This is a genomic window from Pseudomonas sp. efr-133-TYG-5 (assembly GCF_030209175.1).
Taxonomy (GTDB): Bacteria; Pseudomonadota; Gammaproteobacteria; order Pseudomonadales; family Pseudomonadaceae; genus Aquipseudomonas.
In genome coordinates this window covers 594,141-620,837 of sequence record NZ_JARVSM010000006.1, presented here as the reverse complement: position 1 = coordinate 620,837, position 26,697 = coordinate 594,141, and the positions used below count along the sequence as shown (strand labels likewise).

Genomic DNA, 26,697 nt, shown 5'->3' with positions numbered 1-26,697 from the left:
TCATGAAAACCGGCCTGCCGCGCAAACAAAAAGGCGCCGTCGCGATCGAGTTCGCGCTGGTCTTCGTCATTTTCTTCGCCGTGTTCTACGCACTGGTCAGCTACAGCCTGCCGCTGTTGCTGATGCAGGCGTTCACCCAGTCGACTGCCGAGGCCGTACGCCGCAGCGTCGCCCTCGACCCGGCGACGGCCAATTACGCCACGGCCATCCAGACGGTTGCGCGCAACGAACTGAGCCTGCGCCTGGCCTGGCTGCCACCGGCGCTGAACTTCAACGCGGCCACCGATGCGAACGTCACCTACGCCGGCGGCCTGCTGACCGTGAGCGTCAATTATCCCACCAGCAAACTGAACCAGGCCCTGCCGTTTCTGGTGCTGCCGGGCATCGGCGCGGTCCCTCGCCTGCCCGCCAACCTGAGCGCCAGTTCGAGCCTGCAATTTTGAGTGCCGGAGACAAGTTGTTCGATCGCCTGCTCAATCGCCAATCGTCCGCCCTGTCGGAAAACTTCGACAGCCCCAGCGTGCTGAGCGTCGGTTTGCAGCTGTACCTGGATGACGCGGGCCAGGTCAATCACCTGACCGGGCCGCTGCGCCATTTGCTGGCGCTGCAACTGCCCAGCGCACGGACGACGCATCTGCTGACGTACCTGCTGCCGCACAGCAGCCTTGTCGTCGAAGGTCGCCCGGCTGACTGGCAGGGACAACTGCTCGACCTCGATTTCTTCACCCAGGCCGGGCCACCGCTGCACCTGCGCGGCTGGGTGCAGCCGCAAGGCGACGGCTGGCTCCTGCAACTGCTGGATATCGGCGATCTGCTGGTGGAGCGGCGTCAGGGCCTCGTTCGCGAGCAGTGCCAGTTGCTCGCCGCACAGATCCGCGATCACCTGCGCCTGTGCAGCCTGGTGCGATTGCCGCAGGTGCTTGGCGAACAGCTGGAACGTTTGGGCCAGCGCTACAACATTCCGTGCCTGGCCGTGGCGCTGCTCGATGAGCAGGAACAGGGCTGGCTGGTCCATCAGCATTACGCCGCCCATGACGCGCCGAAGTTGTGGCACACCGCGCAAGCGTTGGGCACCGGTCTGGACAGCCTCAACGGCGCCGCGCCGCAACGCCTGCGCGCCAACGAACAGCCGCGCCTGGCAGCCATTTTCGGCCCGGCCGACGGTTTTGCCGTGCCGTATCGCGATGCCCAGGGCGTGGCCGCGTGGCTGCTGTGCGGTTGCTATGACGCGCATCTGCAGGCCGCCGACCTCAGCGAGCACGACTGGCTGCAACTGGCTGCGGCCGTGGCCGCGCCGCTGCTGGAGCGTCTGCGCGAACATCGTCATCACCTGCAACTCGAGCGCCTGGAAACCCTGCAGGCGCTGCTTGGCACCGGCTGGTGGGAAGTGCTCGGCGACAGCGCCGAAGTGCTGCTCGCGCCTCGCCTGGCGCAAAGCCTCGGCCTCGCCACGCGGTTGCCCCTGGCGGACTGGTTCAATCGCGCCCATCCCGCCGACCGCGAAGAGCTGCGCAGCCGCCTGCAAGCGTTGCAGGACGAAGGCCAGCCGCTGGAACTGTGCGTGCGCCTGGAGGATGCCGGGCACACGCCGCAGTGGTATCGCCTGCAGGGCCAGTCGCTGGGCATCGGTGCCGAACGGCGACTGGTGGGCTTCATGCTCGATATCAGCGACATCAAGCAACAGCAGCAACAGGCCGCCGCCGCCCATGCGCGGCTGGACAATCTGATCGCCAGCTCACCGGCGGTGATCTATGTGCAACGCTACGTCGAGGGCGCGCTGCAGCCGGTGTTTTTCAGTGCCAGCCTGCACGCGCTGCTCGGCTGGAGCCTGGCCGATTGCGCCGACGACGGCCTGGTCCGGCACGTGCACCCGGACGATCGGCCGGTGTATTTCGCACGCACCCGGCAGTTGCTGCGCGACGGTGCGGTGAGTGTACGTTATCGGGTGCTCGATAGCCGCGGCGACAGCCACTGGCTGCTCGACGAAGCGCGGCTGCTGCGCGACGACCTCGGCCTGCCGGTGGAAGCGGTCGGCCTGTGGCTGGACGTGACCGAGGCGACCCTGGCGGCCGAGCGCATCCGGGCCAGTGAAGAACGCTACCGCATCCTCGTGGAGGACTCGCCGGCGATGATCTGCCGCTATCGCCCGGACCTGACCCTGACCTTCGGCAACCGGCCATTGGCGACCTACCTCGAATGCGCGCCGGAGCAACTGCCCGGGATCAACCTCGGCAGCTGGATGTCCGACGAACAGCGCGCAGCGTTCCTCCAGCGGCTGGCGCACCTGACCCCGCAGCAACCGCTGAGTACCGCGGAAATCAATCTGCGCCTGCCGGGACGCGAGCACGCATGGTGGGTGTGGGCCGATCGCGGCGTGTTCGACGAACACGGCCAGTTGCTCGAAGTGCAGGCCGTGGGCCGTGACAACACCGACGTGCGCCGCTCGCAACAACAACTGACGCAGAGCGCGAAAATGGCCACCCTCGGCGAAATGGCCACCGGCCTGGCCCACGAGATCAATCAGCCGCTGAACGTGATGCGCATGGCCATCGTCAACGTGCTCAAGCGTCTGGGCAACGGTGACGTGCAAATCGACTACCTGACCGACAAGCTCAAGCGCATCGACGCCCAGGTGCAACGAGCCGCGCGGGTGGTCGATCACATGCGCGTGTTCGGCCGGCGCTCGGAGATCGAGCAGCATCCGTTCGACCCGCTCGAGGCCATCGAAGGCACGCTGTCGCTGCTCTCTGAAGGGCTGCGCGGCAAGGGCGTCGAGCTGCGGGTCAAGCAGGCGGATTTCCACGTGCAGGTGCGCGGCTATGTCGACCAGCTCGAGCAGGTGCTGATCAACCTGATGGTCAACGCCCGTGACGCCCTGCTGAGCAAGCGCGAGGCCGACCGCGACTTCCAACCGTGGATCGCGGTGCGCGCCGAGCACGACGAGCATGTGGTGCGGCTGTGGGTCGAGGACAACGGCGGCGGCATCGATCCGCGCTTGCTCGAACGGATTTTCGAACCGTTCTTCACCACCAAACCGGTGGGCGTCGGCACCGGGCTGGGGCTGTCGGTGAGCTACGGCATCGTCGAGAACATGGGCGGTCGCCTGAGTGTGCGCAACGGTGACGAGGGCGCGCGATTCTGCATCGAGTTGCCGGTGGCCATCGACGATCAGATCACCAGCGTCGCCCGCCCCGACTGACAGCTGAGGTTGGCACCGACATCGACCTGGTTGAGGTTGATCCCCAGCGCGCTCAGCAAGGTGTTGATCAGCGTGTCGAGCAACGGACTGAGCACGCTGTTGATCGCCGTGACCAGCAGGCTTTTCACCGACGCCAGCGTCGCACCCAGGCCGCTGACCAGCGTGCCCGACGGGCCGTGCATGTTGAGGTTGATGTTGGTCAGCGTGTCGCTCAGGCTGCTGACGATATTGCTGGTGCTGTAGCTGTAATAGAACGGCGCCTGATTGATCTCCGGCAGGCTGGCCGCCGGTGGCGCGGAATAGACGTGGGACATGCCGGCGTTCTGACCGACCGTGGTGTCGGCGGAAATATCGATGCCGCCGCCGACCCCGGGCGTGCGCGGGCCGCAGTTGAACGGCAGGATGATCAGCAGGCGCGAACAGGTCTTCACCCCGATATCGATCAACTTCAGCGGCTGCACCACCACGTTCGGCGGCGCGGAGTTACTGCCGAATACCGCTGAGGGGGGATCGATGGTGCCCATTTTCAGGTTTGCCACCGAGGTCGTGGTGCTGGTGGTCAGGGTCTTGTTGGTCGGCGTCAGGCAGCTGTAGGCGGTGACGTAACTGTTGGCGGCGGCCACGTCCAGCGCCACATCGAGGCGGAACGAGCCCGGCAGCAGGATCACATCCGGTGTCTGGCACGGCACGCCCAGGGCGCAGGTCAGCGAGTCGAGCACGCCCTTGATATCCAGGTGCAGCAAGGAACTGAGAATGCTCGCCAGGGGGGCCGCCAGACCGGCCACGTCGCTGACCAGCGAGGCGATGCCGTCGAGCACCGGCAACTGCACCGACAGCAGCGTGCGGACCTGCGCGGTCTTCACATAAATCCGGTTCGGCCCCAGCGGGTTGTTCGGTGCCATGACCTTGCGCGGATCGCCGATGGCCGACAGTTGCGGCGGTTCCAGCACCTGCACCCGCGCGCTGATCTGCGCCACGCCAAGGTTGATCGTCTGGTTGGCCACCAGACCGTTCTGTTTGTTGGCCAGTTGCACGAAGCCCTGGATCAGGTCGAACGCGCGCAGATCCACCGCCAGCGCCGTAGCCTGGGTGCCGGCCTGGACGTTCAGCAGATTGCCCAGCACCACTTGCGTGGTGCCTGCCGCGGCCTTGATCGCCTGCAGGCCGACGATGGTGGCCGTGGCGCCCAGCGTGCCATTGGGATCGAGCACATTGATCGTCGTCTGCACCAGTTGGCTGACCGCGATGGTGTTGCCCAGCACCTGTTCGTAACCCGCGGCGTTGAGACCGATATCGAGCTTCAGCCGGTTCAGGTAACTGAGCAGATTGATGTTGCTGTTGACCAGCCCGTTCCAGCTCACCGCGCTGAGGTTGAGGCTGCCGCCCAGCAGGCCGCCGAACAGCGCGTTGAGTGTGGCGGATTTGCTGCTGTCGATGTTCAGCGCGGTGCTGCGCAGGGTCAGCGAGGCCAGCGGGGGCGGCAATGCGGCGACGGCGGTCGCGGTGAGTGTGACGGTCGCTCCACGGCCGTCGCCGCCGAACAGGGCGCCGATTGCACCGGCAACGCTCTGTTGCACGGCATGGCTGACCACCACCCGGATCGCTTCGCTGCTGGCGGCGTTGGCGGTGAAGACACGCAGGTTGTTGGCACCCACTGTCAGTCCGCCACACGCCACCGCCAGGGCGCGGCCAGCGCTGGGAATCGGGAAGTTGTTGCGCGCCACGCTGGCGAGCGCGAAGGCGTTGGCCGTCGCCCCGGCGCCACAATTGCCGCCCCGTGACGCCGCTTCGAGGGCCGCCATGTCGGCGACCCGCTGCAAGTCGCGTTTTTCCAGGTACAGGCGGCCACTGTCGACCACGATCAGAATCAGCACCAGCGCCATACCCAGGGTCAGTGCAGCCATCATCCCGATAGCGCCGCGCTGGCGGGCCGGGCCGTTGAATGGCGAACGGGGCGACATGGCGCACTCCTTTGCCGGCGCACGGCCGGGCGCAACCTCCATTGGTGCCATTGAGTGTAGACACGCCTGGGCCACGCTGCTGGCAACCCGCCAGCCTTCGGCAGAGAAACGTCAGGACAAAAAAAGGAGAGCCATGGCTCTCCTTGGTTTGCCGCCGATCAACGCGGCGGGTAGTTGGCGAGGATGCGGCTGACGGTTTCGCGGATGGCGTTGCTGCGATCCTGCGGATTCGGCTTGCTGGCGAGCATCTGCTCGTCGCTGCCGCGCCACACCAGTTTGCCGTCCTTGCCGTCGAGCAGGTCGATCTGGATGGTCGCCACCTTGTAGGTGATGTTGCGCGTTTCGTTGTACATCGGGCCGCCCCAGTAGCCGTTCCACGGGCCGCCCCAACCGCCGCCGTAGTTGGTGGTCACCTGTTGCTGGCGATCCTCGACGATCAGGTAGGCCTGCACATTCACGTCACCCCTGGCACCCGCGGCGGCGGGACGCAGGCCGCGCTGGTCGAGCTGATCGGCAACGGCCTGGCGGATGCGTTGCTCGGTCAGGTCGCTCTTGATCCGCGGATCGTCGGGGCGGTACTGCAGGGCGGGTTCTTTCCAGCTCCAGCTGCGATAAGCGGCAAAATCGCGGCTGGCGTCGAAGTCATGATTGACCTGGTTGGCGGCGCAGGCACTGAGCAGCACGGCCACGGCCAGTAAAGCGAGACGGCGCAACATGATGATTCTCCGATGGAAGGCATGTACCCGTGGGAGCGGCTGACTGGCAGCCCACTAACTGGGAGGATACGCCGACATGGCCTTTTCCACAGCCTCGCGGATGGCGTCGCTGCGTTCGATCTGATTGCCCTGGGTGCCGGTTTCCGCGCTGGCGCTCCACACCGGCTGGCCCGTGCCGGCGTCGAACAGATCGACGCGTACCACCACGACCTGTTCCTGGTAGGTGCGCACGATCGGCACCGTGTTGTACATGCCGTAACCACGACCATAACGATCGTAGCCGCCGTAACCGCCGTAGTAGCCGTAATCGTCCTGGACCTGACGCAAGCGGGTTTCCAGGCGCAGGTCGGCGCTGACCAGCAGGTCGGCCGGGCGGTTGTCGCGCGTCGGGCGCAGGCCGCGCTGGTCGAGGGCATTGCCGACTGCCTCGGCCACCTGCGCCGAATCCGCCCAGGCCGTGCCCGGCGGCAGGCGCCCGTTGAGCCAGGTCCAGCTGCGATAGCGCCCGTAGTCCCGCGGCGGCGCCGGGTAGGCGCTGCGGTCGAACGTGCTCGCCGCTTGCGGCGGGGCCGGCGGCAGCGGTCGCGACTGCGCCACATAAGGGTTGCTGCCCTGGCAGGCGGCCAACCCGAGACAGATCAGCAATAACCCTGAATGACCTTTCATTTCACGCTCCGCTCAGATCGGCCGGCAGATCCAGTGCAAGTAGCGCCCGAGCCCGGCGAAGCTCGGGTGACGACGGTGGGCCAGCTCCATTTCGAGCAGGTCCGCCAGTTCGGCGCGGGCCTGGAATTCCACCGGCATGTAGTCGTGGAAAACCCGCACCCCGCTCTGGCTTTCGACCTGCCACAACCCGGCGAGTTGCGTCGCCAGTTCCCGTGGATCGAGAGGCTGCTGCGGCGTCAGGCTCTGTTTTTCCCCGGCCAGGCTGTTCTTGCGCATCTTCTTGAAATGGCCTTTGAGCAGGTTGCGGTAGATCAGCGCGTCGCGGTTGTAGAACGCCAGCGACAGCCAGCCACCGGGCACGGTCAATCGATGCAGCACCGGCAGGATCGCGTGGGGTTCGGCCAGCCACTCCAGCACCGCATGGCAGATCACCAGGTCAAAGCGTTCGTTGAGCAGGCCGGGCAGTTCCTGCCATGGCGCCTGAATGAACGTTGCGGTTTGTCCGGCATCGGCAAAGCGCTGGCGCGCGCCCTCGAGCATCGGTGCGGCCGGTTCGGTGAAGGTCACGGCGTGTCCGCGTTCGGCCAGCCACAGCGCCATGTGGCCGAGACCGCCGCCGATGTCGAGCACCCGCAGCGGCCGCTCCGGCAGGGCCTCGGCAAGATCGGCCTGCAACACCGCCAGACGGATCGCCCCTTTGGCGCCACCGTAGATTTTTTCCGCGAAACGAGTCGCCAACTGATCGAAATGCCGGTCGCTCATCAGCTGAACCGCCGTTCGCTGTCGGCGAGCTTGCTGCGCACCACTTCATTCATGTCCAGCCCCAGTTCGCTGCACAGCAACAGCAGATAGAGGACGATGTCGCCGATTTCCTGCCCGGCGTGGGCGAGTTTGTCCGCCGGCAACTGGCGCGACTGGTCTTCCGTCAGCCACTGGAAGATCTCCACCAGCTCGGCCATTTCCACACTGGCGGCCATCGCCAGGTTTTTCGGGCTGTGAAATTGCCGCCAGTCATTGCGGTCACGGATGGCGTGCAGGCGTTCGGTCAGTTCAACAAGGTTCATCGGGCTCTCCTGAAGGCGTATAGCTTCGGGGGGATGCCCGGCGAAGGCAAGAGGCGCACGGCCACAGTTTTGCGGCGAAACACTCTATGCTTGCAGGGAACTCGGCCGCCCCCGCTGCGGCCCAAGGCTCAGCTCTTTCATCAGGATGAACACATGCAGGTAGAAAGCTTTTTCGAATGGCTCGGCCAGGCGCTCGGTTCGATCATCCGTTTCATCGTCGACGGCCTCAGCGGCCTGTTCAATCTGCTCAGCCACGCGGGCGGCAACTTTGTCGATGGCCTGTCCAAGGCGTTGGGCATGGACACCTCGATCATCAGCATCATTGCCCTGATCGTCGGGCTGATGCTGCTGTGGTCGGCGATCCGTGCGTTCATGAACGCGTCGATCATCGCCGGGATCATCTGGCTGCTGCTGGGGTTGTGGCTGTTGAGCTGGATCATTCACTGAGCGCACAGCAAGCCCCTCTCCCCAGCGCTCTCCCGAGGCAGAGGGCTGGGGTGAGGGCTCGGCGCTGTCAGTCACGGCAAATCCGCAACGAATGGCTACAATGCCAGCTCCCCAAGGAGCCCGCATGTCCACTCTGATCGCCGACTGGCGCGACCGTCCGACCCACCGCCGGGTCTGGGCCCTCGCCGCCCCCATGATCCTCTCGAACATTTCCGTACCGCTGGTGGCGCTGGTCGACAGCACCGTCATCGGCCACCTGCCCCACGCCCATCAACTCGGCGCAGTCGCCGTCGGCGCCAGCCTGTATACCTTTCTCGCCTGGGCGATGGGGTTCCTGCGCATGGGCACCACCGGGTTCGCCGCGCAGGCCGCCGGGCGCAGCGACGGCGCGGCGTTGCGCCAGATTCTGCTGCAGGGCCTGCTGCTCGCGCTGGGGCTGGCATTATTGCTCGGCGCCGTGGGCGTGCCGCTGAGCAGCGTCGCCCTGCACTTCATGCAGCCCTCGGCGGAACTCGACCAGTTGACCCGCGACTTTTTCCATACGCGCCTGTTCGGCTTGCCCGCGGCGCTGGCCAGTTACGCCCTGGTCGGCTGGTTCCTCGGCACCCAGAACGCCCGCGCGCCGCTGGCGATCCTGCTGAGCACCAACCTGATCAACATCGTCCTCAACCTGTGGTTCGTGATGGGCCTGGACTGGGGAGTGGTCGGTTCCGCGCGCGCCTCGGTGATCGCCGAATGGAGTGGCGCCCTGCTCGGCCTGCTGCTGACCCGCTCAGCCCTGCGCGCCTATCCCGGGCACATCGTCTGGGCCGCCCTCAAGGTCTGGCAGAGCTGGCGGCCGCTGCTGGCGGTCAATCGCGACATCTTTATCCGCAGCCTGGCGCTGCAATCGGTGTTTTTCCTGATCACCGTGCAAGGCGCGCGACTCGGCGATGCCACGGTCGCGGCCAACGCCCTGCTGCTCAACGGCCTGTTGCTCACCGCCCATGCCCTCGACGGCCTGGCCCACGCCATCGAAGCGCTGTGCGGCCACGCCATCGGCGCCCGTGATCGCCTGGCCCTGCGCCGCTCGCTGGTGGTCGCCGGCGGCTGGTCATTGCTGGCGAGCCTCGGTTTCGCGGCGTTGTTCCTGTGCGCCGGGCACCTGTTCATCGAAATGCAGACCGACATCCAGAGCGTGCGCGATACCGCGTTCATCTACCTGCCGTACCTCGCCGTGCTGCCGCTGATTGCCGTCTGGAGCTACCTGCTCGACGGCCTGTTCATCGGCGCCACCCGCGCGCGGGAAATGCGCAACGGCATGCTGCTCACGGTGCTGCTGTTGCTGCCCGTGGCGTGGGCGCTGCAAGGCCTGGGCAATCATGGTCTGTGGATTTCGTTTCTGCTGTTCATGGTGCTGCGCAGCCTGTCCCTCGGCGGGTTGGCCGTGTGGCTGCGGCGCAACGACGGCTGGTTCAGCGGCACCGCTCACTGAGGCGGCGGATGGCGGATGAACGCAACCACCTGATCGAGCACCGGCGCTAGGCTGCGCAACGGTCGCGACAGCGTGGCCACCAGGGTGATGTGGCTGGGCCGCGCGTAATACAACTCCTGCACCGGCACCCCGGCGGCGCGCAGGCGGCTGGCGAGGCCGCCGGTATTGCGCGTCGGGTTGACCAGATCATCGCGCGTCGCAGCAATCAGCAAGGCCGCTGGCGCACCCTGGCTGACATGGTTGATCGGCTGCGACTGCGGTGGTGAGTCCGGCCAGAAAAACACCGGGCGTACATCCGGGTTCTTGATCGGCAGAAAATCGTAGGGCCCGGCGAGGCCGATCCAGCCGCGCAGATCAGCGGGCGTCAGGCCGACTGCGCCGAGCAATTGCGGATCCAGGGCGAGCATCGCCGCGTTGTAGGCGCCGGAGCTGTGGCCCATCAGGTACAAGCGCTGCGGGTCGCCGGCAAACTCGCGGATGTGGGCCTTGGTCCAGGCCACGGCGTGCGCCGCATCCTCCAGAAACAGCGGATAGCGCACCTGTGGATACAGTCGATAGTCGGCCAGCACCGCGACAATCCCCCGCGACGCCAGCGCCTCACCGACAAAGGCGTAATCCTCGCGGGCGCCGCTGTTCCAGCTGCCGCCATAGAAAAACACCACCACCGGCGCCGGCGTCGCAAGTTGCCGGGGCACATAGACATCGAGTTTCTGTCGCGGATCGGCACCGTAGGCGATGCCCGCGGTTTTCGTGTAGGTCGCTGCGGGCGTCAGCGCGTTGAGCACCTTGACCGGCGAGCAGGCGCTCAGCAGCAGCGAAAGAAATACGCCAAGCATGGCGCCGAACCGTTGCCGCCAGGGTAGTGCCATGGGTGCCGAACCTCGCTTCAGGGTGGATCGTCCTGCCATTGCCGACGCAGATGCTCGAGCCGTTCGCGCGGGCTCAGGCCCGCCGGTGGCGGCTGCCATTCGGCCCGCGGATGCTGCAAGCGTAGCCACAACCAGCCGTCGAGTACCGTGCGTTCACTGAAACCCAACGCCAGGCCTTGTTGCACATGGGAGGCGAGCACCGGGTAATCGGTTCCCGTCGATTGGCTCCAGCGCCAGATATGCTGGTCCAGCAGGCAGGCTTGCAGGCGCTCGCGCTGGCGCGACGTCAGGCTTTCCTCGACCCGCAACGGCTCCACCGCCAGCCGCGGATTGCGCAGTTGCTGCCAGCCCTGACAACCCAGCGCCCGATCGGCCCAGGTGCCGCCGAACCAGCGCAACTGGCGGATCGGCCCGAGCCAGCGGCTCAGTTCGGCGGCGTCGCAGGCATCGAAGAAATAGCTGGCGGTCTGGCGGTTGTAGTAGGTCAGCAAGGCCCGGTGCTGCAGGCCGAACGACACCGTGAGCATGCGCCGCAGGTGTTCGAGCAACACCGCCGCCGGCGCTTCGCAGCCAAGCAGCAGGCCGCTCCAGGTCTGCGGGTCGTGCTGACACAACGCGCTCAGCGCCGGATTGCCATGCAGTTCGACCAGCAGCGGCCCCTGCTCGGCCACCGGCTGAAACTCGGTGCCCTCGAACAGGCGAAAACAGCGCACCGCCGCGAACCCTCGATGCAAGGTCAGCAGCGCCTGCGGGGCCTGCGGTACATCCAGCAGCAGCCATTGCGCGAGCGGTGCCGGCGTCGTAGCGCTCATCGGCCATGGCTCTGGTCGACGGCCGCGAGCAAGCGGCAACTGCACGTCGCCGGCGGGCAATGGTTGAAGCTGCCGCCACCGGGGATCAGGCACAGCAACAGCAACGGGGCGGCAGAATGCAGAAACCCGGCCAGGCCTTCGCTGCTGAGGCTGTGCGGCAACTCCGGCGGCGCCTCGTCGGGCATCTCCGTGTGCAGCGCCGGCGCCTGCAGCACGCCGCTGATCATCGGCTGGTCCGGATCGCCCTCGGCGAAACTCACCACCACTTCGACGCCATCGGCCAGCGTTGCCAGCGGCACATCGGCCAGGCTGGGCGCCAGGGGCAGCCAGCAATGGCTGGGCGCTGCACCTTCGCCCTGATACAGCCAGTCGAATTGCACCGCCACCGGTCGCGAGCGGTCGGGCCACGGCTCATCGACCGCCACCACCCAGGCCCGTTGCAGGCTGTGCATCCGCGGCCGGAGCGGCGTCGCGAACGGTATGTCGCCCAGCGTGCCAGCGATGCGGTTGGCATACACCGGGTCGCGGGCGTGATCGCCCTCGTGCTCCACCCGGGTCACCAGCCATTGCCGATTGCACGCGTCGAACGGATGCCCGGCCATCGCCAGCCAGTGGCCGCAACGCACTGCCGCCAGCTGCGTGTGCCCCTGCACCGTGTGCACCTGGCGCGCGGTTTTCACCGGCACCTCGCCCTGCACCTGCCAGCGCCGCACTGCGCCGATCGCGGCGTCGTCGACCCAGGTTTCGGCGGCACGCGGCAACCGCTGTGGATCGTCGCCAAACACCAGGCAATGCCCGTCCGGCCCATGCTCGAAGTGGTAGTGGATACGGGCCTGCGCGCACAGGCGCTGGACGAATTGCAGGTCCGACTCGCGGTACTGGGTGCAGAACACCCGGGGCGGATAGTCGCCCTGCAGCTCGAACCGCCGCTGCGTCCCGGCAATGCCGTGCTCCTTCAACACCTGGGCAAGGATCTGCGGCACCGAGCGCGCACTGAACACGCGCTGGCTGAAACGCAGGTCGAGGCAACCCAGCTTCGGCCCCAGCCGCACCCGGCACAGGCGGAAGAACTGGCCATGCTCCTGCTGCACCAGGCACTGCAGTTGCCCGTGGACGCCATTGCCCGGCGGCCCGAAACGCAGAAACGCCGCGCGATGCAGCAACCCGGCAAGGTCCAGTTGCGAATCGTCGATCAACACGTCGATCTCGAACGCGAACGGCTCGTTGATGGCTTCGCTACCGGTAAAGGCCAGGACCTCGAAGGAGGCGGACAGGCCCGCTACATCGAGATGAAACGACGGCTCGTCGGCTGGATCGAACATGGGCGATTCTCTACAGGAGGGGCGGCCGGGGATTCTCGCCGAGAGCCATGGCCGAGTAGAGGGCCGAAGTACAACTTAGGAAATGACCTACGCGAAAAGCAGACGACATCACTTTCCCGGCTGGGCGCCAGGTCGTTTCGCGCGAAAAAGAAGAGGTTTCGCACCGGGTTGTCTGAAACTTCCGGTCCAGCCGGAACAATTTCAGACAACCCGAGGCGACTCAGGAATCTGTCAGGAAGACAGGTAGGAGGAACGGGTCAGGCCCAGGCGCAATGCATCGAGGAACTGCGTGCGCTCGGTGGCGCTGATGCGGGCACTGGCGCACTTGTCGCGGTAGTGGGTCATCAACTCTTCCGGCGACAGGTGCACGTAGCGCAGCATGTCTTCGATGGTGTCGTGGGTCTCGATCCCGGCGTGGTACACGCTGCCGTCGGCGTTCTGGTAGATGTTCACCGAGTCGGTGTCACCGAACAGGTTGTGCATGTCACCAAGGATTTCCTGGTAGGCACCGACCAGGAACACGCCCAGCAGGTAGTCTTCACCCTCGTTCAGCGCGTGTACCGGCAGGCTGGTCTCGATGCTCTGCTCGTCGACGTACTGGTTGATCTTGCCGTCGGAGTCGCAGGTCAGGTCCTGCAGCACCGCGCGGCGCAGCGGCTCTTCGTCCAGACGGTGCAGCGGGATGATCGGCAGGACCTGGTCGATGGCCCAGGTATCCGGCAGGCTCTGGAACACCGAGAAGTTGCAGATGTACTTGTCGGCCAGCTTGTCATTGAGCTCGTCGAGCACCTGACGGTGCGAGCGCTGGCGCGCCTTCAGCGAGTTGTGCAGGCGTCGGCACACGGCGAAGTAGCACTGCTCGGCCAGGGCTTTCTCGGCCAGGGTCAGTTTGCCGTCGGCGTACTGGGCAGCCACGTCGCTCATGTAGTGCGTGGCGCGCCAGTAGGTTTCGGTGACCATTTCAATGTCGGTCGGGCCGAGCAGGTCCACCAGCCACTGCACGGTTTCCGGCAGCGCTTCCTTGTTTTCGATCAGCGGGATTTCGTCGTTGTGCTTCTCGACGTCGGTCACCTGCACCACCAGCATGGCGTGGTGCGCGGTCAGCGAGCGGCCGCTCTCGGAGAAGATGTGCGGGTGCGGCAGGCTCTGCGCATCGCAGAATTCCTTGAGCATGCCGACCACGACACCGGCGTAATCGTCCATGTCGTAGTTGATCGAACTGGCGTTGCGCGAGTGCGTGCCGTCGTAGTCGACACCCAGGCCGCCGCCGACGTCGATGTGATCGACCGGCAGACCGAGGTTGCGCAGCTCGCCGTAGTAACGGATCGCTTCCTTGAAGCCGTGCTGGTAGTCGGCGAGGTTGGCGATCTGCGAGCCCATGTGGAAGTGCAGCAGACGAATGCCCTGATCCAGGCCGGCGGCGCGGAAGCGCTCGACCACCGACAGCAACTGCGCCGCCGACAGACCGAACTTGGATTTCTCGCCGCCGGTGTCCGCCCATTTCGACGAGGCCAGCGACGACAGGCGCACGCGCAGGCCGACCTGTGGCTTGACCTTCAGCGAGGCGGCTTCTTCGATCACCAGGCCCACTTCGGATTCTTTCTCGATGACGATGAACACATTGTGGCCGAGCTTCTGGCCCATCAATGCCAGACGGATGAACTCGCGATCCTTGTAGCCGTTGCAGACGATGGTGCCGCCCTTCGGCGCCAGCGCCAGCACTGCGAGCAGCTCAGGCTTGGAGCCGGCTTCCAGGCCGATGGAAACGTTCTGGGTGGCGATGATGTTCTCGATCACCGCTTCCTGCTGGTTGACCTTGATCGGGTACAGGGCGGTGTACTTGCTCTGGTATTCCAGGCGCTCGATGTTCGAGTCGAACGCACCGGTCAGCTGGCGGACGCGGTCTTGCAGGATGTCGGGAAAGCGCACCAGCAACGGCAGGGACAAGCCGCTCTTGCGCAGTTGGTCGACCTGTTCGAACAGGTCGATAGGCGAGCTGGTCGGGCCGTTCGGACGAACTTCGACGCGACCGGCGTCATTGATCGCGAAATACCCGGCCCCCCAATGGCGAATCCCGTAAACACTGCGGCTGTCCGCAACTGTCCATTGGCTGCCATCGTCTTTGCGTGTGCGTCGTACGGACATCGAAGTCCCCTATAAAGAAGTCATAGAGCGTCGCCTGACGTTCAGGCCGGCGCAGTCTAAAGAATGAAAATGACGATTCGTCAGCGCGGCGGTAGACCGCGCTGACAGCTACGAGTTTAGAAACCGGTCATGAACAGGCTCTGTGAAAACCATGGAGACGACGCCGGAACCGAAGACTTTCAGCGCCGGATCAAGCCGCAGGTGGTTTTCACAGAGGCTGCTAGCCGCCGGACTTCTTCGCTTTGAAACCGTGCTTGATCAACTCGGCCAAGAGTAGCTCGACATGATCGCCCTGGATTTCGATGATTCCGTCTTTCAACGCACCGCCGGTGCCACAGCGCTTCTTCAGCGTTGTCGCCAGCTCCTTGAGCGCGTCTTCGGCCAGGGGCACGCCGGTGATGGTGGTCACCGTCTTGCCGCCACGGCCCTTGCTCTCGCGACGCACGCGGGCAATGCCGTCACCGGCCGGGATCACGGTTTGTTTGCAGATACAGGCGTCCACCGGCTTGCTGCATTCCGGACAATGACGACCTGCGTCGGTGGAAAATACCAGGCCGCCCAGGGCGGCGAAGGATGCGGCTTTTTTGGCCACCGGCAATCCTCTCGGGAGGACAAAGACTGATCGCGACCTTGGGCAAGGTCATCGACCGCGAAGCCCCACTCAGGCAGGGGCAGCGCTACGGCACCGATAACATGGCCGGTGCCGCTTGAAAAGGTCGCGCAGTGTAACGGCAAAAACGCCGATTGCTAAGAGCCAATCGGCGCCAATTTACTGCTTCTTTGCGACGTCGCTTTGCCGGGCCTTCAGATAGCGCTGCAACGCGGCCAGAGAGTCCGGGCAATAAGGCTTGTGCTCGATTTCCCGCATCACCTGTTCGACCGGAATGAAGCGCGCTTCCAGGACTTCTTCCGGCTGCAGGATCAACGGCCCGTCCCACACCGCGGAAAACGCCGAGCACCACAGACGGTTGCCGGTGTCCTCGAAGTAGAAATGGTCGTGGGCGGTCAGTTCCACACCGCTGACGCCCAGTTCCTCTTCGAGTTCGCGGGCGGCCGATTCGGCATAGGTTTCGTGCGCCTGGACCATGCCACCCGCCGCGACGTCCCAGTAACCGGGATAGATGGCCTTGCTCAAGGTGCGCCGGTGCACGCACAGCTCACCGGCAGAATTGAACAGCATGATGTAGGTGCCCCGCCCGATCAGGCCGCGCTCGCGCAGGTCGGCGCGCACCAGGGCACCGAGCAGATTGTCCTGCTCGTCGACCCAGGCGATCTGTTCGGCATCCGAGGCCGCGCGGTGCGCAGCCTCCTTGGCGTTGTGGCTCATGGCTCAGCCCTGGTTGAGCAGTTGACGCAGATCGATGACCGCGGCGTTGGCCCGGGAAATATAGTTGGCCATGACCAGCGAGTGGTTGGCCAGCACACCGAAACCGCTGCCGTTGAGAATCATCGGACTCCACACCGGTTCCTGCGAGGCTTCCAGTTCGCGAATGATCTGGCGCACGCTGACAGTGGCGTTCTTCTTCGCCAGTACGTCGGCGAAGTCGACTTCGATGGCGCGCAACAGATGCGACAGGGCCCAGGCCTGGCCGCGAGCCTCGTAGAACACATTGTCGATCTGCATCCACGGGGTCTCGACGATTTCCTCGTCGACCTGCGGCACTTCACCCACCGCCGGCACTTCGGTTTTCAGCGCGGTGTTGAGCTTGACCCGGCCGACACTGGCCGACAGCCGTTGCGACAGCGAACCGAGACGAGTGCCGACATCGCCCAGCCAGTTGTTGAGGTTGTCGGCGCGGGCGTAGAACAGCGCATTTTTCTGCGACGGATCAGACAAGCGCGCCTGATAACGGCTCAGGGAATTGATGCCTTCCTGATACTCCGACTCGCTCGATGGCAGGATCCAGCTCTTGTTGTCGAAGTTGAAGCGCGGTTCGGCCTTGGCCAGGTCGGCGTCTTCCGCCGACTGCGACTGCGACCGGGCAAAGTCCTTGCGCAGGGCCCGGGTCAGGTCACGCACCTGCACCAGCACGCCGTATTCCCAGCTCGGCATGTTGTCCATCCACAGGCCCGGCGGGAAACGGTCGTTGGAAATGTAGCCACCCGGCTTGTCCAGCAGAGTGCCGGCGACGGTCTTCAGGGTCTCGACGGTGGTGTAGCCGACCACCATCTGCTTGCCTTCCTTCTCCGCTGCGACCTGAGCGTTCTGCGCCACCGGGAACAGCGCCGGCTCCTGGCTCCAGTACCAGCCCAGGCCAATGGTCACCAACAGGTAAAGGCCGATCAACGTCGCCAGCGCGCGGCTCAACAGCAGGCCGCCGACGTAACTGCGGGTGGCCGACTTGGGCTCGGCGGCACGTTCAGGCGCGCTGCCCGCGCGGTTCTTCCAGTCCAGCATGGCGATATCCTTTCAATCACTTGGGTTCAACGGTTCGACAGCAACCATACAACAACGTGCCTTGGACTCGCATCCGCGAAAGGCGATAAGCCGCAAATCGTGCCGGCGCATGACGCATCCGGAGATTGTAGGGGATTCCCCGATAGCTGCCGCCCCGCAAACACTCCCGCTAGACGCGGGCAAACACCGCCAGGCTCATTCAGCGCAGTGATGTACAGAGCGGGGAAAACTCACGCGGCTGAACATCGCCCTGGCGGCCAGCGCCCGGTTCCCGGGCACGAGAGCGACGAGCAGGTCGAATTCAGCACTGACCGGTCGAAAACTGAATGATCTCCGACCGCAGATTATTGACGTGCGACACTCATGTAAGGGAAAAGAGGTGCTAGCATAGAGCCACCAGTCGATCTCAGCATGCACCCTAACTAGTAGTCAGGATATGACCGAGCCAGAAGACCCCAGCCGTGAGCGCCTCAAGCACCACTTTGCCCAGCGGGTAATTCATCAGGCACGTCAGATTCTTGAGATATGGCAGCGCCTGCAACGCAGTGAGTGGTCCACTGCCGACCTCGCCGAACTGAGCGAGGCCAACCTGCGCCTGCTGCGTTTTGCCGAGCGTTTCGAACAACCCGAGCACACGCAACTGGCCCATCACATCAGCCAGTCGCTGGACGCGGTGGATGCCAATCGCGGGCGCCTGAGCAGCGGCCTGATCACTGACCTCAATCGCCTGATGCAGCGTCTGTCGCGCACCGGCCTGCGCCACGGCGACCAGCTCGACCAGACGTTCCTGCCACCGTTGCGCAAACCGATCTACGTGATGCTGCAGGATCACGACCGCGCCGAACGCCTGGCCAAGCAACTGGAATTCTTCGGCCTCAGCGCCCAGGCACTGGACAGCGTCGCGGCGTTTCGCTCGTCGATGGTCGAGCGTTTGCCGGCGGCGATCGTCATGGACGTCGACTTCAGTGCCCCCGGTGTCGGCCTGAAGCTCGCCGCCGAAGCCCAGCAAGGCCTGGAAGAACCGCTGCCGCTGCTGTTCTTCAGCCTGCATGAAACCGACACGCCGACGCGCCTCGCCGCCGTGCGCGCCGGCGGCCGCGAATTTCTCACCGGCACCCTCGAAGCCTCGAGCCTGCTGGAGAAGATCGAAGTCCTGACCTGCGTCGCCCAGTACGAACCCTATAAAGTGCTGATCATCGACGACTCCCGCGCCCAGGCCCTGCATACCGAACGCCTGCTCAACAGCGCCGGGATCGTCACCCGCACCCTGATCGAACCGATCCAGGCCATGGCCGAGCTGGCGGATTTCCAGCCGGACCTGATCATCCTCGACATGTACATGCCGGCCTGCACCGGCACCGAGCTGGCCAAGGTCATCCGTCATAACGACCGCTACGTCAGCGTGCCGATCATCTATCTGTCGGCCGAAGACGACCTGGACAAGCAGCTCGACGCCATGAGCGAGGGCGGCGATGACTTCCTGACCAAGCCGATCAAGCCGCGTCATTTGATTACCACCGTGCGCAACCGCGCTGCCCGCGCACGCAATCTCAAGGCGCGGATGGTTCGCGACAGCCTCACCGGCCTGTACAACCACACGCACATTCTGCAATTGCTCGAGGACTGCTCGTTCCGCGCCCGTCGCGAAAACAAGCCGCTGAGCTTTGCCATGCTCGACATCGACCACTTCAAACGGGTCAACGACAGCCACGGCCACCCGATGGGCGACCGAGTCATCAAGAGCCTGGCGCTGTTTCTCAAGCAACGCCTGCGCAAGACCGACTTCATCGGCCGTTACGGCGGCGAAGAGTTCGCCATCGTCATGCCCGACACCGATATCGAAGCGGCGCACAAAGTCCTCGACGAGATCCGCCAGCGCTTCGCCGAGATTCACTATCCGGCGCAACCGCAGGACCTCTGGTGCACCTTCAGTGCCGGGGTGGTGGAGATGCGCGACGACTCCGACAGCCTGATGATGGCCAGCCAGGCCGACGAGGCGCTGTACCGTGCCAAGGGTGCCGGACGCAATCGCGTGCAGACGGCGCGCGACTCAAAGCAAAGTGCCACTTTTTCATCGGAATCCACCGATTCGGTCATAACCCTGTAACAGAACCGCAATAAATTCAGGCGCTTACCATTTCTGCCGTTGGTAGCCGTCATGCGCCTGAAGTTGCTCACCAATCTCAACACGCTGTTACTGGTCGCCGTATGCGTGGCCCTTGGCGCCACGCTGTGGTGGTCGCAAAAAGCCCTGGAACGCCCGTATCTGTTGATGGAGCGTTACCTGGGCCTGTCGCAGCAATTCCAGAATGAGGTCGCGCGCAATGTCGAGGACTACCTCGCCAGTGGCGACGCCCTGCGCCTGAGCAGTGCCAGCCAGGCCATCGACGGCCTGCAGAAAGAACTCGGCGAACTGCCGCCAGCGCTGGCCGACACCCTGCGCCCGAGCCTGTCGAGCCTCGACGACTTCAGCAAGACCGACCTGCTGGCCGCCGGCAAACTGGCCGGCGACCCGCAGGCGCTGCTGGTGCAGGCCGAGCGCGAACTGAGCGCCAGCCTCGATCAGCTCAGTACCTACGCCAATGGCAACGCGGCCTATCTGACGCCGCTGCTCAACGCCGCCCAGCACCTGGGCAAACTGTCGTTGGCGCGGGACAAACTGGTCAGCAGCGGGCGCAGCGAACTGGCCGCCGATGTCGAGCGCGAAGTCAGCAATATCCGCACCCAGGCCGAAGCACTGGACGCCCTGCCCTTGCTCGGCGTGGTCGCCACCAATGCATCCGGCAGCGACGATTTCGCCGCGATGATGGGCATCGAGAGCAGCACCAAGGCCGTCGCCGAAGATGCCGGCGTCGGTCTCAAGCGCGAACTCAACAGCCTGCTCGGGCGCTACCCGGCGGAGCTGGCGCGGACCCGCGAGCAAATCCAGAAACGCACGGACCTGAGCAGCGCCACCCACCTGAAAATCGCCGCAGTGCAGCAAGCCATCGCCGGCCTCGAACCGGTGGTGCGCGCTCAGCACGGGCAGATCCAGGGCGAAGTGCGGCTGATGCAGGGGGTGATGATCGGCCTGATCCTGCTCATCGCATTGCTGATCGACACCTTGCAGCGGCGCCTGGCCCGCACCCTGACCAACCTGGCGCCGGCGCTGTCGACCTGGGCCGAGGGCGACTTCAGCCACGACATTCACCTGGGCAAGACCAACCGCGAGCTGCACGACATCGAAGCCTCGCTCAATCGCCTGCGCGCCTATCTGGTGGATCTGGTCGGCACCATTCGCAGCAATGCCGAACAAGTGGCGGGCAGCAGCCGCACCCTGGCCGAGCTGAGCAACGACCTGCACAGCGGCGCCGAACACCAGGCCGGGGACACCGCGCTGATCCGCGATTCCCTCGGCGAACTGGAAGCGACCATCCAGCAAGTCGCCGGCGATGCACGGCAGGCGGCGGACGCCAGTCGCCATGCCGGCCTGGCGGTGGAACACGGGCAGCAAGTCATCGGCCAGAGCCTCACCGGTCTGCATGCGCTGGTTGGCGAGGTGCAGGGCAATGCGCAGATGATCGAGCACCTGGCCGAAGAGTCGGCAACCATCGGCGGCGTGTTGACGGTGATCCGCTCGATCGCCGACCAGACCAACCTGCTGGCGCTCAACGCCGCCATCGAAGCGGCCCGGGCCGGGGAAATGGGCCGCGGCTTTGCGGTCGTGGCCGAAGAGGTGCGCTCGCTGGCACAACGCACCGCGGGGGCCACGGCCGAGATCCAGACGCTGATCGCCGGCCTGCAGACCGCTGCGCGGCAATCGGTCGAAGGCATGCGCGCCCAGGTCGAACACGCCGAAGCCACGGCCAATCAGGCGCAATCGGCGGACGGCGCGCTGGACAAGATCGTCGGCGCGATCCAGACCATTTCCGAAACCGCGATCCGCATCGCCGACATCACCGCCCAGCAGAGCGGCGCGGTCAGTGAAATCCGCGATCACAGCGAGCGCATTCACCAGTTGGGCGGCGCCAACCTGCTGCGCATCGGCGAAGGCCGCGAGCAGGGCGAAAACCTGTTGCTGCTCGGCGGCCAGCTGCACACGGCCGTACAAGCCTTCCGTGTCTGAAGCCAAACCTCAGACGCTGCAAGCTCCCAGTAGGCGCGAAGCGCGGCCGCGATCCTGTACTGGTGACCTTTCACGGGATCACACGCCTACAGCCGCGGCCCGGCTCAGTTATCATGCGCGCACCCCTGCTACGCGAGATTGTCATGCGCCGTCTGCTCTGCCTGCTGTTCCTCGTCCTCGCCCTGCCGACCCACGCTGCCGGGCTGTTCGACAACCAACCCAGCGCCACGCTGGGCTCGGTCAACAACAGCGCCGACTTCCTGCCGGTGGGCGAAGCGTTCCAGCTGAGCCTGGTCGACAGCACGCCGCAGTCGATCAAACTGCGTTTCGTCGCCACCGAGGGCTACTACCTCTATCGTCATCGCCTGCAGTTCCGTGCCGAGCCGGCCGAGGTCAGCCTCGGTGCCGCGCAACTGCCCGCGGGCGAGCAGAAGCACGATGAGTATTTCGGCGATGTCGAGGTCTACCACGGCATTCTCGACGTCGAGCTGCCGCGCCATGATCCACGCGCCCTGACCCTGGTCGTCAGTTACCAGGGCTGCGCCGACAAGGGCCTGTGCTATCCACCGCAGACCGAACGCCTGAACATCGACGGCAGCGGCTCGACGGCCACCGCGCCGGCATCGACCCCAGCGTGGGACTGGCGCGATCTGGCGCTGTTCTTCCTCGCCGGCCTGGGTCTGACCTTTACCCCCTGCGTGCTGCCGATGCTGCCGATTCTTTCCGGGGTGGTGCTGCGCGGCCAGGTTGGCGGGCTGCGCGGCTTCAACCTGTCGCTGGCCTACGTGCTGCCGATGGCGACCTGTTTCGCCTTGCTCGGGGCCTTGATGGGGCTGTTCGGGGCGCAGTTGAATCTGCAGGCGCGGCTGCAATCGGCCTGGGTGCTGGTGCCGTTCGCGCTGTTTTTCGCGGTGTTTGCCCTGGCCATGTTCGGTGTCTTCGAGCTGAAACTGCCGCATTTCATCAGCAGCCGTCTCGACCGGATCGCCGGGCGCACCGAAGGCGGCTCGCTGTGGGGCGCGGCAGTGCTCGGCGTGGTGTCGAGCCTGCTGGTGTCCCCGTGTGTATCGGCACCGCTGGCCGGAGCGCTGCTGTACATCAGTGCCAGTGGCGACGCCCTCGGTGGCGGCCTCAAGCTGTTCATGCTCGGCCTGGGCATGGGCGCACCGCTGCTGCTGGTGGCCACGGGTGGCGCGGCCTGGCTGCCGAAAAGCGGGCCATGGCTGCTGTACGTGAAAAATGCCATCGGCGTGTTGCTGCTTGGACTGGCCATCGGTCTGCTCAGCCGCGTGCTGCCGGGGCAGGTCACGCTGCTGCTGATTGGCCTGCTGGCCGCTGGCGTCGGGCTGTTTCTCGGGGCGCTGGAATTCGTCTACAAGCCACCGCGCAAGCGCCTCGGCCAGTTGCTTGGGCTGTTCCTGCTGTTTTATGCGCTGGCCTGCTGGTTCGGCGCTTTCAGCGGCCAGAGCGATCCGTTCAACCCGCTGGCGCCACGCCTCGTCCACAGCACTCCGGCGGCGCCGACCAGCGGCCAATGGCAGACCGTCAGCACCCCGGCCGAGCTCGACCGCGTGCTGCTGGAGGCAAAAACCGCCGGCACCCCGCTGTTGCTCGACTGGTACGCCGACTGGTGCATCAGCTGCAAAGTGCTCGAACACGAAGTGCTGAATGACGCCACCGTCGTCGAGCGACTCCAGGGTTATCGGCTGATCCGCTTCGATATCACCGCGAGTACCGCCGAACAGCGCACCCTGCTCGACCGCTACAACCTGTTCGGCCCGCCGGCGCTGATGTTCTTCGGCAAGGACGGCGGTGAACGACGTGAAGTGCGGGTGATCGGCGAAATCAACGCCGCGGACTTCGCCGAACGTGTCGCCACGGCGAATGACTCGATTTAATCACTCGGTCACATATTTTGCGCAAACATCGGTCATCGTGCTGGCTATTGCAGAGAACTGGACAGTCACAAAGTCTTTGCGGCATAGTCGCCGGGTTCTGACGAAGGCTCACTCATAACAAGGAACACGCAGATGGCAACGCTACTGGTGCTGCACGGCCCCAACCTGAACCTGCTTGGCACCCGCGAACCGGGCACCTATGGGTCGACGACCCTGGCGCAGATCAATCAGGATCTGGAGCGCCGCGCCCGCGAAGCCGGCCATCATCTGCTGTATCTGCAAAGCAATGCCGAGTACGAATTGATCGACCGCATCCACGCCGCACACGGCGAAGGGGTGGATTTCATTCTGATCAATCCAGCAGCTTTTACACACACAAGTGTCGCATTACGTGACGCGCTGCTGGGAGTGAGCATCCCATTCATCGAAGTGCATTTGTCCAACGTGCACAAACGCGAACCTTTCCGCCATCACTCTTACTTCTCCGACGTAGCGGTGGGAGTGATCTGCGGCCTTGGCGCCAGCGGTTATCGACTGGCCCTGGAGGCTGCACTAGAGCAGCTTGAAAGCCAGGCAAAAGCTTGAACTACAAGCGTTAAACGCCCCTGACCGACCCTTGGGAGTTGATGATTCATGGATATCCGTAAAGTTAAGAAACTGATCGAATTGCTGGAAGAGTCCGGCATCGACGAGCTCGAGATCAAGGAAGGCGAAGAGTCCGTACGCATCAGCCGTCACAGCAAGACCCCGGCGCAGCAGTACTACGCTCCGGCGCCGATGCAGGCTCCGGCCGCCGCACCCGCCGCCGCTGCTCCAGCCGCTGCCGCCGCGCCGGCTGCCGCTGCAGCGCCAGCACTGAACGGCACCGTGGCGCGTTCGCCGATGGTAGGTACGTTCTACCGCAAATCTTCGCCAACCTCGCCAGCCTTCGTTGAAGTCGGCCAGACCGTGAAGAAAGGCGACACCCTGTGCATCGTCGAAGCCATGAAGATGATGAACCACATCGAAGCTGAAACCAGCGGTGTGATCGAATCCATCCTCGTCGAAGACGGCCAGCCGGTTGAGTACGACCAACCGCTGTTCACCATCGTTTGAACTGCGGAGAGCCTTTGATGACTGCGAAGTTGGAAAAAGTTCTGATCGCTAACCGCGGTGAGATCGCCCTGCGGATTCTGCGTGCCTGCAAAGAGATGGGCATCAAGACCGTCGCCGTTTACTCCAAGGCCGACAAAGAGCTGATGCACCTGGGTCTGGCAGACGAATCCGTCTGCATCGGCCCGGCTTCCGCCGCTCAGTCCTACCTGCACATCCCGGCCATCATCGCTGCCGCTGAAGTGACTGGCGCCACCGCCATTCACCCAGGCTACGGTTTCCTCGCGGAAAACGCCGACTTCGCCGAGCAGGTCGAGAACTCCGGCTTCGCTTTCATCGGCCCGAAAGCCGAAACCATTCGCCTGATGGGCGACAAGGTATCGGCCAAGCACGCGATGATCGAAGCCGGTGTGCCAACCGTTCCAGGTTCCGACGGCCCGCTGCCGGAAGACGAGGAAACGGCACTGCGCATCGGTCGTGAAGTCGGCTATCCGGTGATCATCAAGGCCGCTGGCGGCGGCGGTGGTCGCGGCATGCGCGTGGTGCACAAGGAAGAAGACCTGATCGCCTCGGCGAAACTGACCCGCTCCGAAGCGGGCGCGGCGTTCGGCAACCCGATGGTCTATCTGGAAAAATTCCTGACCAACCCGCGCCACGTCGAAGTCCAGGTACTGTCCGACGGCCAGGGCCACGCCATCCACCTGGGCGACCGCGACTGCTCGCTGCAGCGCCGGCACCAGAAGGTTCTCGAAGAAGCGCCGGCACCGGGCATCGACGAGCAGGCTCGCCAGGAAGTTCTCGCCCGCTGCGTCAAGGCGTGCATCGACATCGGCTACCGTGGCGCCGGCACCTTCGAGTTCCTGTACGAGAACGGTCGTTTCTACTTCATCGAAATGAACACCCGTGTTCAGGTGGAGCACCCGGTTTCGGAAATGGTCACCGGTATCGACATCGTCAAGGAGATGCTCAGCATCGCCGCCGGCAACAAGCTGTCGTACACCCAGGATGACGTGGTGATCCGCGGTCACTCGCTGGAGTGCCGGATCAACGCCGAAGACCCGAAAACCTTCATGCCGAGCCCGGGTACGGTCAAGCATTTCCACGCCCCAGGCGGCAACGGCGTTCGCGTCGATTCGCACCTGTACAGCGGTTATGCAGTGCCACCGAACTACGACTCGCTGATCGGCAAGCTGATCACTTACGGCGCGACCCGCGACGAAGCCATGGCCCGCATGCGCAATGCCCTGGACGAAATCGTGGTCGACGGGATCAAGACCAACATCCCGCTGCACCGTGACCTGACCCGCGACGAAGGCTTCTGCAAAGGGGGCGTGAACATTCACTACCTCGAGCACAAGCTGGCTGGCGAGAAGCACTAAGCGCTGGCCCGCACCTGACAAAGCCGCCTTCGGGCGGCTTTGTTGTTTCTGCACATTTCACATTTCCCCTGTGGCAGCGGGCTTGCTCGCGAAAGCGCCGTATCAGATACATCTATTTGTCTGGCACAGCGCTTTCGCGAGCAGGCTCGCTCCCACAGGGTGCAATGCAGCTCCCACAAACCGCGCGCGCTCGCGTAAACTTGCGCGCTTCTCGCTGGCCGCTAGGCTGCAATCATATTTTTTCAAAGGTGCCCGCCATGCCTTGGCTGCAAGTACGTCTGGCCATCAGCCCGGAACAAGCCGAAACCTACGAAGACGCTTTCCTCGAAGTGGGCGCCGTCTCGGTGACGTTCATGGACGCCGAAGACCAGCCGATTTTCGAGCCGGAACTCAACACCACCCCGCTGTGGGCGCACACCCACCTGCTGGCCCTGTTCGAAGGCGGCACCGAGCCGGCCCCGGTGCTCGCGCACTTGGAGCTGCTGACCGGCAGCCCGCTGCCCGAACATCACAGCGAAGTCATCGAAGACCAGGACTGGGAACGCAGCTGGATGGACGGTTTCCAGCCGATGCGTTTCGGCCAGCGCCTGTGGATCGTACCGAGCTGGCATGCCGCGCCGGAACCGGACGCGGTCAACCTGCTGCTGGACCCGGGTCTGGCGTTCGGCACCGGCACCCACCCGACCACCGCGCTGTGCCTGGAATGGCTCGACGGTCAGGACCTGAAAGACTGCCACGTGCTGGACTTCGGCTGTGGCTCGGGGATTCTGGCCATCGCCGCCCTGCTGCTCGGCGCGAAAGAAGCGGTCGGCACCGACATCGACGTGCAGGCGCTGGAAGCCTCGCGCGATAACGCCGGACGCAACAACATCGCCGACGAACTGTTCCCGCTGTACCTGCCGCAAGACCTGCCGCAGGTCAAAGCCGATGTGCTGGTGGCCAACATTCTCGCCGGGCCGCTGGTCTCGCTGGCGCCGCAACTGTCCGGCCTGGTCAAGTCCGGCGGGCGTCTGGCGCTGTCGGGGATCCTCGCCGAACAGGGTGACGAAGTCGCCGCCGCCTATGCGCAGGACTTCGATCTCGACCCGATCGCCAATCGCGATGGCTGGGTGCGCATCACCGGCCGTCGGCGCTAGAATGACCGCCTGCT

At 64.7% G+C, this 26,697-nt stretch carries 23 protein-coding genes; 11 read left to right on the top strand and 12 right to left on the bottom strand.

The window, feature by feature from the left end; all coding sequences use genetic code 11:
- Window positions 1–2: 2 nt before the first annotated feature.
- Both QRN70_RS21670 and QRN70_RS21665 read left to right on the top strand, forming a co-directional pair.
- Window positions 3–443, top strand: coding sequence for a TadE/TadG family type IV pilus assembly protein (locus QRN70_RS21670; protein WP_285419931.1), 441 nt, complete (start codon window positions 3–5; stop codon window positions 441–443).
- On the top strand, window positions 440–3,199 hold the full coding sequence (locus tag QRN70_RS21665; protein ID WP_285419930.1) for a PAS domain-containing sensor histidine kinase: 2,760 nt from the start codon (window positions 440–442) through the stop codon (window positions 3,197–3,199). Before QRN70_RS21670 ends, QRN70_RS21665 begins: the two co-directional genes overlap by 4 nt.
- Here QRN70_RS21665 and QRN70_RS21660 read toward each other — a convergent pair.
- The 5 genes from QRN70_RS21660 to QRN70_RS21640 form a co-directional block, all read right to left on the bottom strand.
- Window positions 3,169–5,160: a pilus assembly protein TadG-related protein gene (locus QRN70_RS21660; RefSeq protein ID WP_285419929.1), complete on the bottom strand. Its 1,992-nt coding sequence runs from the start codon at window positions 5,158–5,160 to the stop codon at window positions 3,169–3,171. The two genes, QRN70_RS21665 and QRN70_RS21660, sit on opposite strands and share 31 nt — an antisense overlap.
- A 158-nt stretch (window positions 5,161–5,318) precedes the next feature.
- Window positions 5,319–5,876 (bottom strand): DUF4136 domain-containing protein, encoded by a 558-nt coding sequence (locus tag QRN70_RS21655; protein WP_285419928.1) that lies wholly within the window; start codon window positions 5,874–5,876, stop codon window positions 5,319–5,321.
- A 54-nt stretch (window positions 5,877–5,930) separates the two neighbouring features.
- Window positions 5,931–6,542 carry a DUF4136 domain-containing protein gene (locus QRN70_RS21650; protein ID WP_285419927.1) on the bottom strand — a complete coding sequence of 204 codons (612 nt, stop codon included), beginning with the start codon at window positions 6,540–6,542 and terminating at the stop codon, window positions 5,931–5,933.
- Window positions 6,543–6,554: 12 nt separating this feature from the next.
- Window positions 6,555–7,304 carry a methyltransferase domain-containing protein gene (locus tag QRN70_RS21645; protein WP_285419926.1) on the bottom strand — a complete coding sequence of 250 codons (750 nt, stop codon included), beginning with the start codon at window positions 7,302–7,304 and terminating at the stop codon, window positions 6,555–6,557.
- Window positions 7,304–7,606 carry a MazG-like family protein gene (locus tag QRN70_RS21640; protein ID WP_285419925.1) on the bottom strand — a complete coding sequence of 101 codons (303 nt, stop codon included), beginning with the start codon at window positions 7,604–7,606 and terminating at the stop codon, window positions 7,304–7,306. The genes QRN70_RS21645 and QRN70_RS21640 overlap by 1 nt, the downstream gene beginning before the upstream one ends.
- Before the next feature lie 153 nt (window positions 7,607–7,759).
- On the opposite strand from QRN70_RS21640, the gene QRN70_RS21635 reads away from it, so the two are divergent.
- Together QRN70_RS21635 and QRN70_RS21630 are read left to right on the top strand one after the other, a co-directional pair.
- The gene (locus tag QRN70_RS21635; RefSeq protein WP_285419924.1) at window positions 7,760–8,053 is read left to right on the top strand and encodes a hypothetical protein; all 294 of its coding nucleotides are present in this window, start codon (window positions 7,760–7,762) and stop codon (window positions 8,051–8,053) included.
- Between the two features lie 124 nt (window positions 8,054–8,177).
- Window positions 8,178–9,527: an MATE family efflux transporter gene (locus tag QRN70_RS21630; protein WP_285419923.1), complete on the top strand. Its 1,350-nt coding sequence runs from the start codon at window positions 8,178–8,180 to the stop codon at window positions 9,525–9,527.
- On the opposite strand, the gene QRN70_RS21625 is transcribed toward QRN70_RS21630, so the two are convergent.
- The 7 genes from QRN70_RS21625 to QRN70_RS21595 all read right to left on the bottom strand — a co-directional run bounded on the left by QRN70_RS21625 (window position 9,521) and on the right by QRN70_RS21595 (window position 17,073).
- On the bottom strand, window positions 9,521–10,396 hold the full coding sequence (locus QRN70_RS21625; RefSeq protein WP_285419922.1) for an alpha/beta hydrolase: 876 nt from the start codon (window positions 10,394–10,396) through the stop codon (window positions 9,521–9,523). The genes QRN70_RS21630 and QRN70_RS21625 overlap by 7 nt on opposite strands.
- Before the next feature lie 17 nt (window positions 10,397–10,413).
- Window positions 10,414–11,208 (bottom strand): DUF4123 domain-containing protein, encoded by a 795-nt coding sequence (locus QRN70_RS21620; RefSeq protein ID WP_285419921.1) that lies wholly within the window; start codon window positions 11,206–11,208, stop codon window positions 10,414–10,416.
- Window positions 11,205–12,530 (bottom strand): type VI secretion system Vgr family protein, encoded by a 1,326-nt coding sequence (locus QRN70_RS21615; RefSeq protein ID WP_285419920.1) that lies wholly within the window; start codon window positions 12,528–12,530, stop codon window positions 11,205–11,207. The genes QRN70_RS21620 and QRN70_RS21615 overlap by 4 nt, the downstream gene beginning before the upstream one ends.
- Window positions 12,531–12,761: 231 nt before the next feature.
- Complete coding sequence (speA, locus tag QRN70_RS21610; protein ID WP_285419919.1) at window positions 12,762–14,675, bottom strand: arginine decarboxylase; 1,914 nt, start codon at window positions 14,673–14,675, stop codon at window positions 12,762–12,764.
- 220 nt (window positions 14,676–14,895) lie between these two features.
- On the bottom strand, window positions 14,896–15,267 hold the full coding sequence (locus tag QRN70_RS21605) for a translation initiation factor Sui1 (protein ID WP_007914613.1): 372 nt from the start codon (window positions 15,265–15,267) through the stop codon (window positions 14,896–14,898).
- A 177-nt stretch (window positions 15,268–15,444) separates the two neighbouring features.
- Complete coding sequence (locus tag QRN70_RS21600; RefSeq protein ID WP_285419918.1) at window positions 15,445–16,002, bottom strand: NUDIX hydrolase; 558 nt, start codon at window positions 16,000–16,002, stop codon at window positions 15,445–15,447.
- A 3-nt stretch (window positions 16,003–16,005) separates the two neighbouring features.
- Window positions 16,006–17,073 carry a DUF2333 family protein gene (locus tag QRN70_RS21595; RefSeq protein WP_285419917.1) on the bottom strand — a complete coding sequence of 356 codons (1,068 nt, stop codon included), beginning with the start codon at window positions 17,071–17,073 and terminating at the stop codon, window positions 16,006–16,008.
- Window positions 17,074–17,509: 436 nt separating this feature from the next.
- Between QRN70_RS21595 and gcbA the strand changes: the two genes are divergently transcribed.
- The 7 genes from gcbA to prmA all read left to right on the top strand — a co-directional run bounded on the left by gcbA (window position 17,510) and on the right by prmA (window position 26,683).
- Window positions 17,510–19,180 (top strand): diguanylate cyclase GcbA, encoded by a 1,671-nt coding sequence (gene gcbA / locus QRN70_RS21590; RefSeq protein ID WP_285419916.1) that lies wholly within the window; start codon window positions 17,510–17,512, stop codon window positions 19,178–19,180.
- A 51-nt stretch (window positions 19,181–19,231) separates the two neighbouring features.
- Window positions 19,232–21,178, top strand: a complete 1,947-nt coding sequence (locus tag QRN70_RS21585) for a methyl-accepting chemotaxis protein (protein WP_285419915.1) — start codon at window positions 19,232–19,234, stop codon at window positions 21,176–21,178.
- A gap of 143 nt (window positions 21,179–21,321) precedes the next feature.
- Complete coding sequence (locus tag QRN70_RS21580) at window positions 21,322–23,076, top strand: protein-disulfide reductase DsbD (RefSeq protein WP_285419914.1); 1,755 nt, start codon at window positions 21,322–21,324, stop codon at window positions 23,074–23,076.
- Window positions 23,077–23,208: 132 nt separating this feature from the next.
- Complete coding sequence (gene aroQ / locus QRN70_RS21575) at window positions 23,209–23,661, top strand: type II 3-dehydroquinate dehydratase (protein ID WP_285419913.1); 453 nt, start codon at window positions 23,209–23,211, stop codon at window positions 23,659–23,661.
- Window positions 23,662–23,709: 48 nt separating this feature from the next.
- Window positions 23,710–24,171, top strand: a complete 462-nt coding sequence (accB, locus tag QRN70_RS21570) for an acetyl-CoA carboxylase biotin carboxyl carrier protein (RefSeq protein ID WP_285419912.1) — start codon at window positions 23,710–23,712, stop codon at window positions 24,169–24,171.
- A gap of 17 nt (window positions 24,172–24,188) precedes the next feature.
- A complete protein-coding gene (accC, locus tag QRN70_RS21565) occupies window positions 24,189–25,547 on the top strand; it encodes an acetyl-CoA carboxylase biotin carboxylase subunit (protein WP_285419911.1) in 1,359 nt (452 codons plus the stop codon).
- Between the two features lie 257 nt (window positions 25,548–25,804).
- A complete protein-coding gene (prmA, locus tag QRN70_RS21560) occupies window positions 25,805–26,683 on the top strand; it encodes a 50S ribosomal protein L11 methyltransferase (protein WP_285419910.1) in 879 nt (292 codons plus the stop codon).
- Window positions 26,684–26,697: the final 14 nt, after the last annotated feature.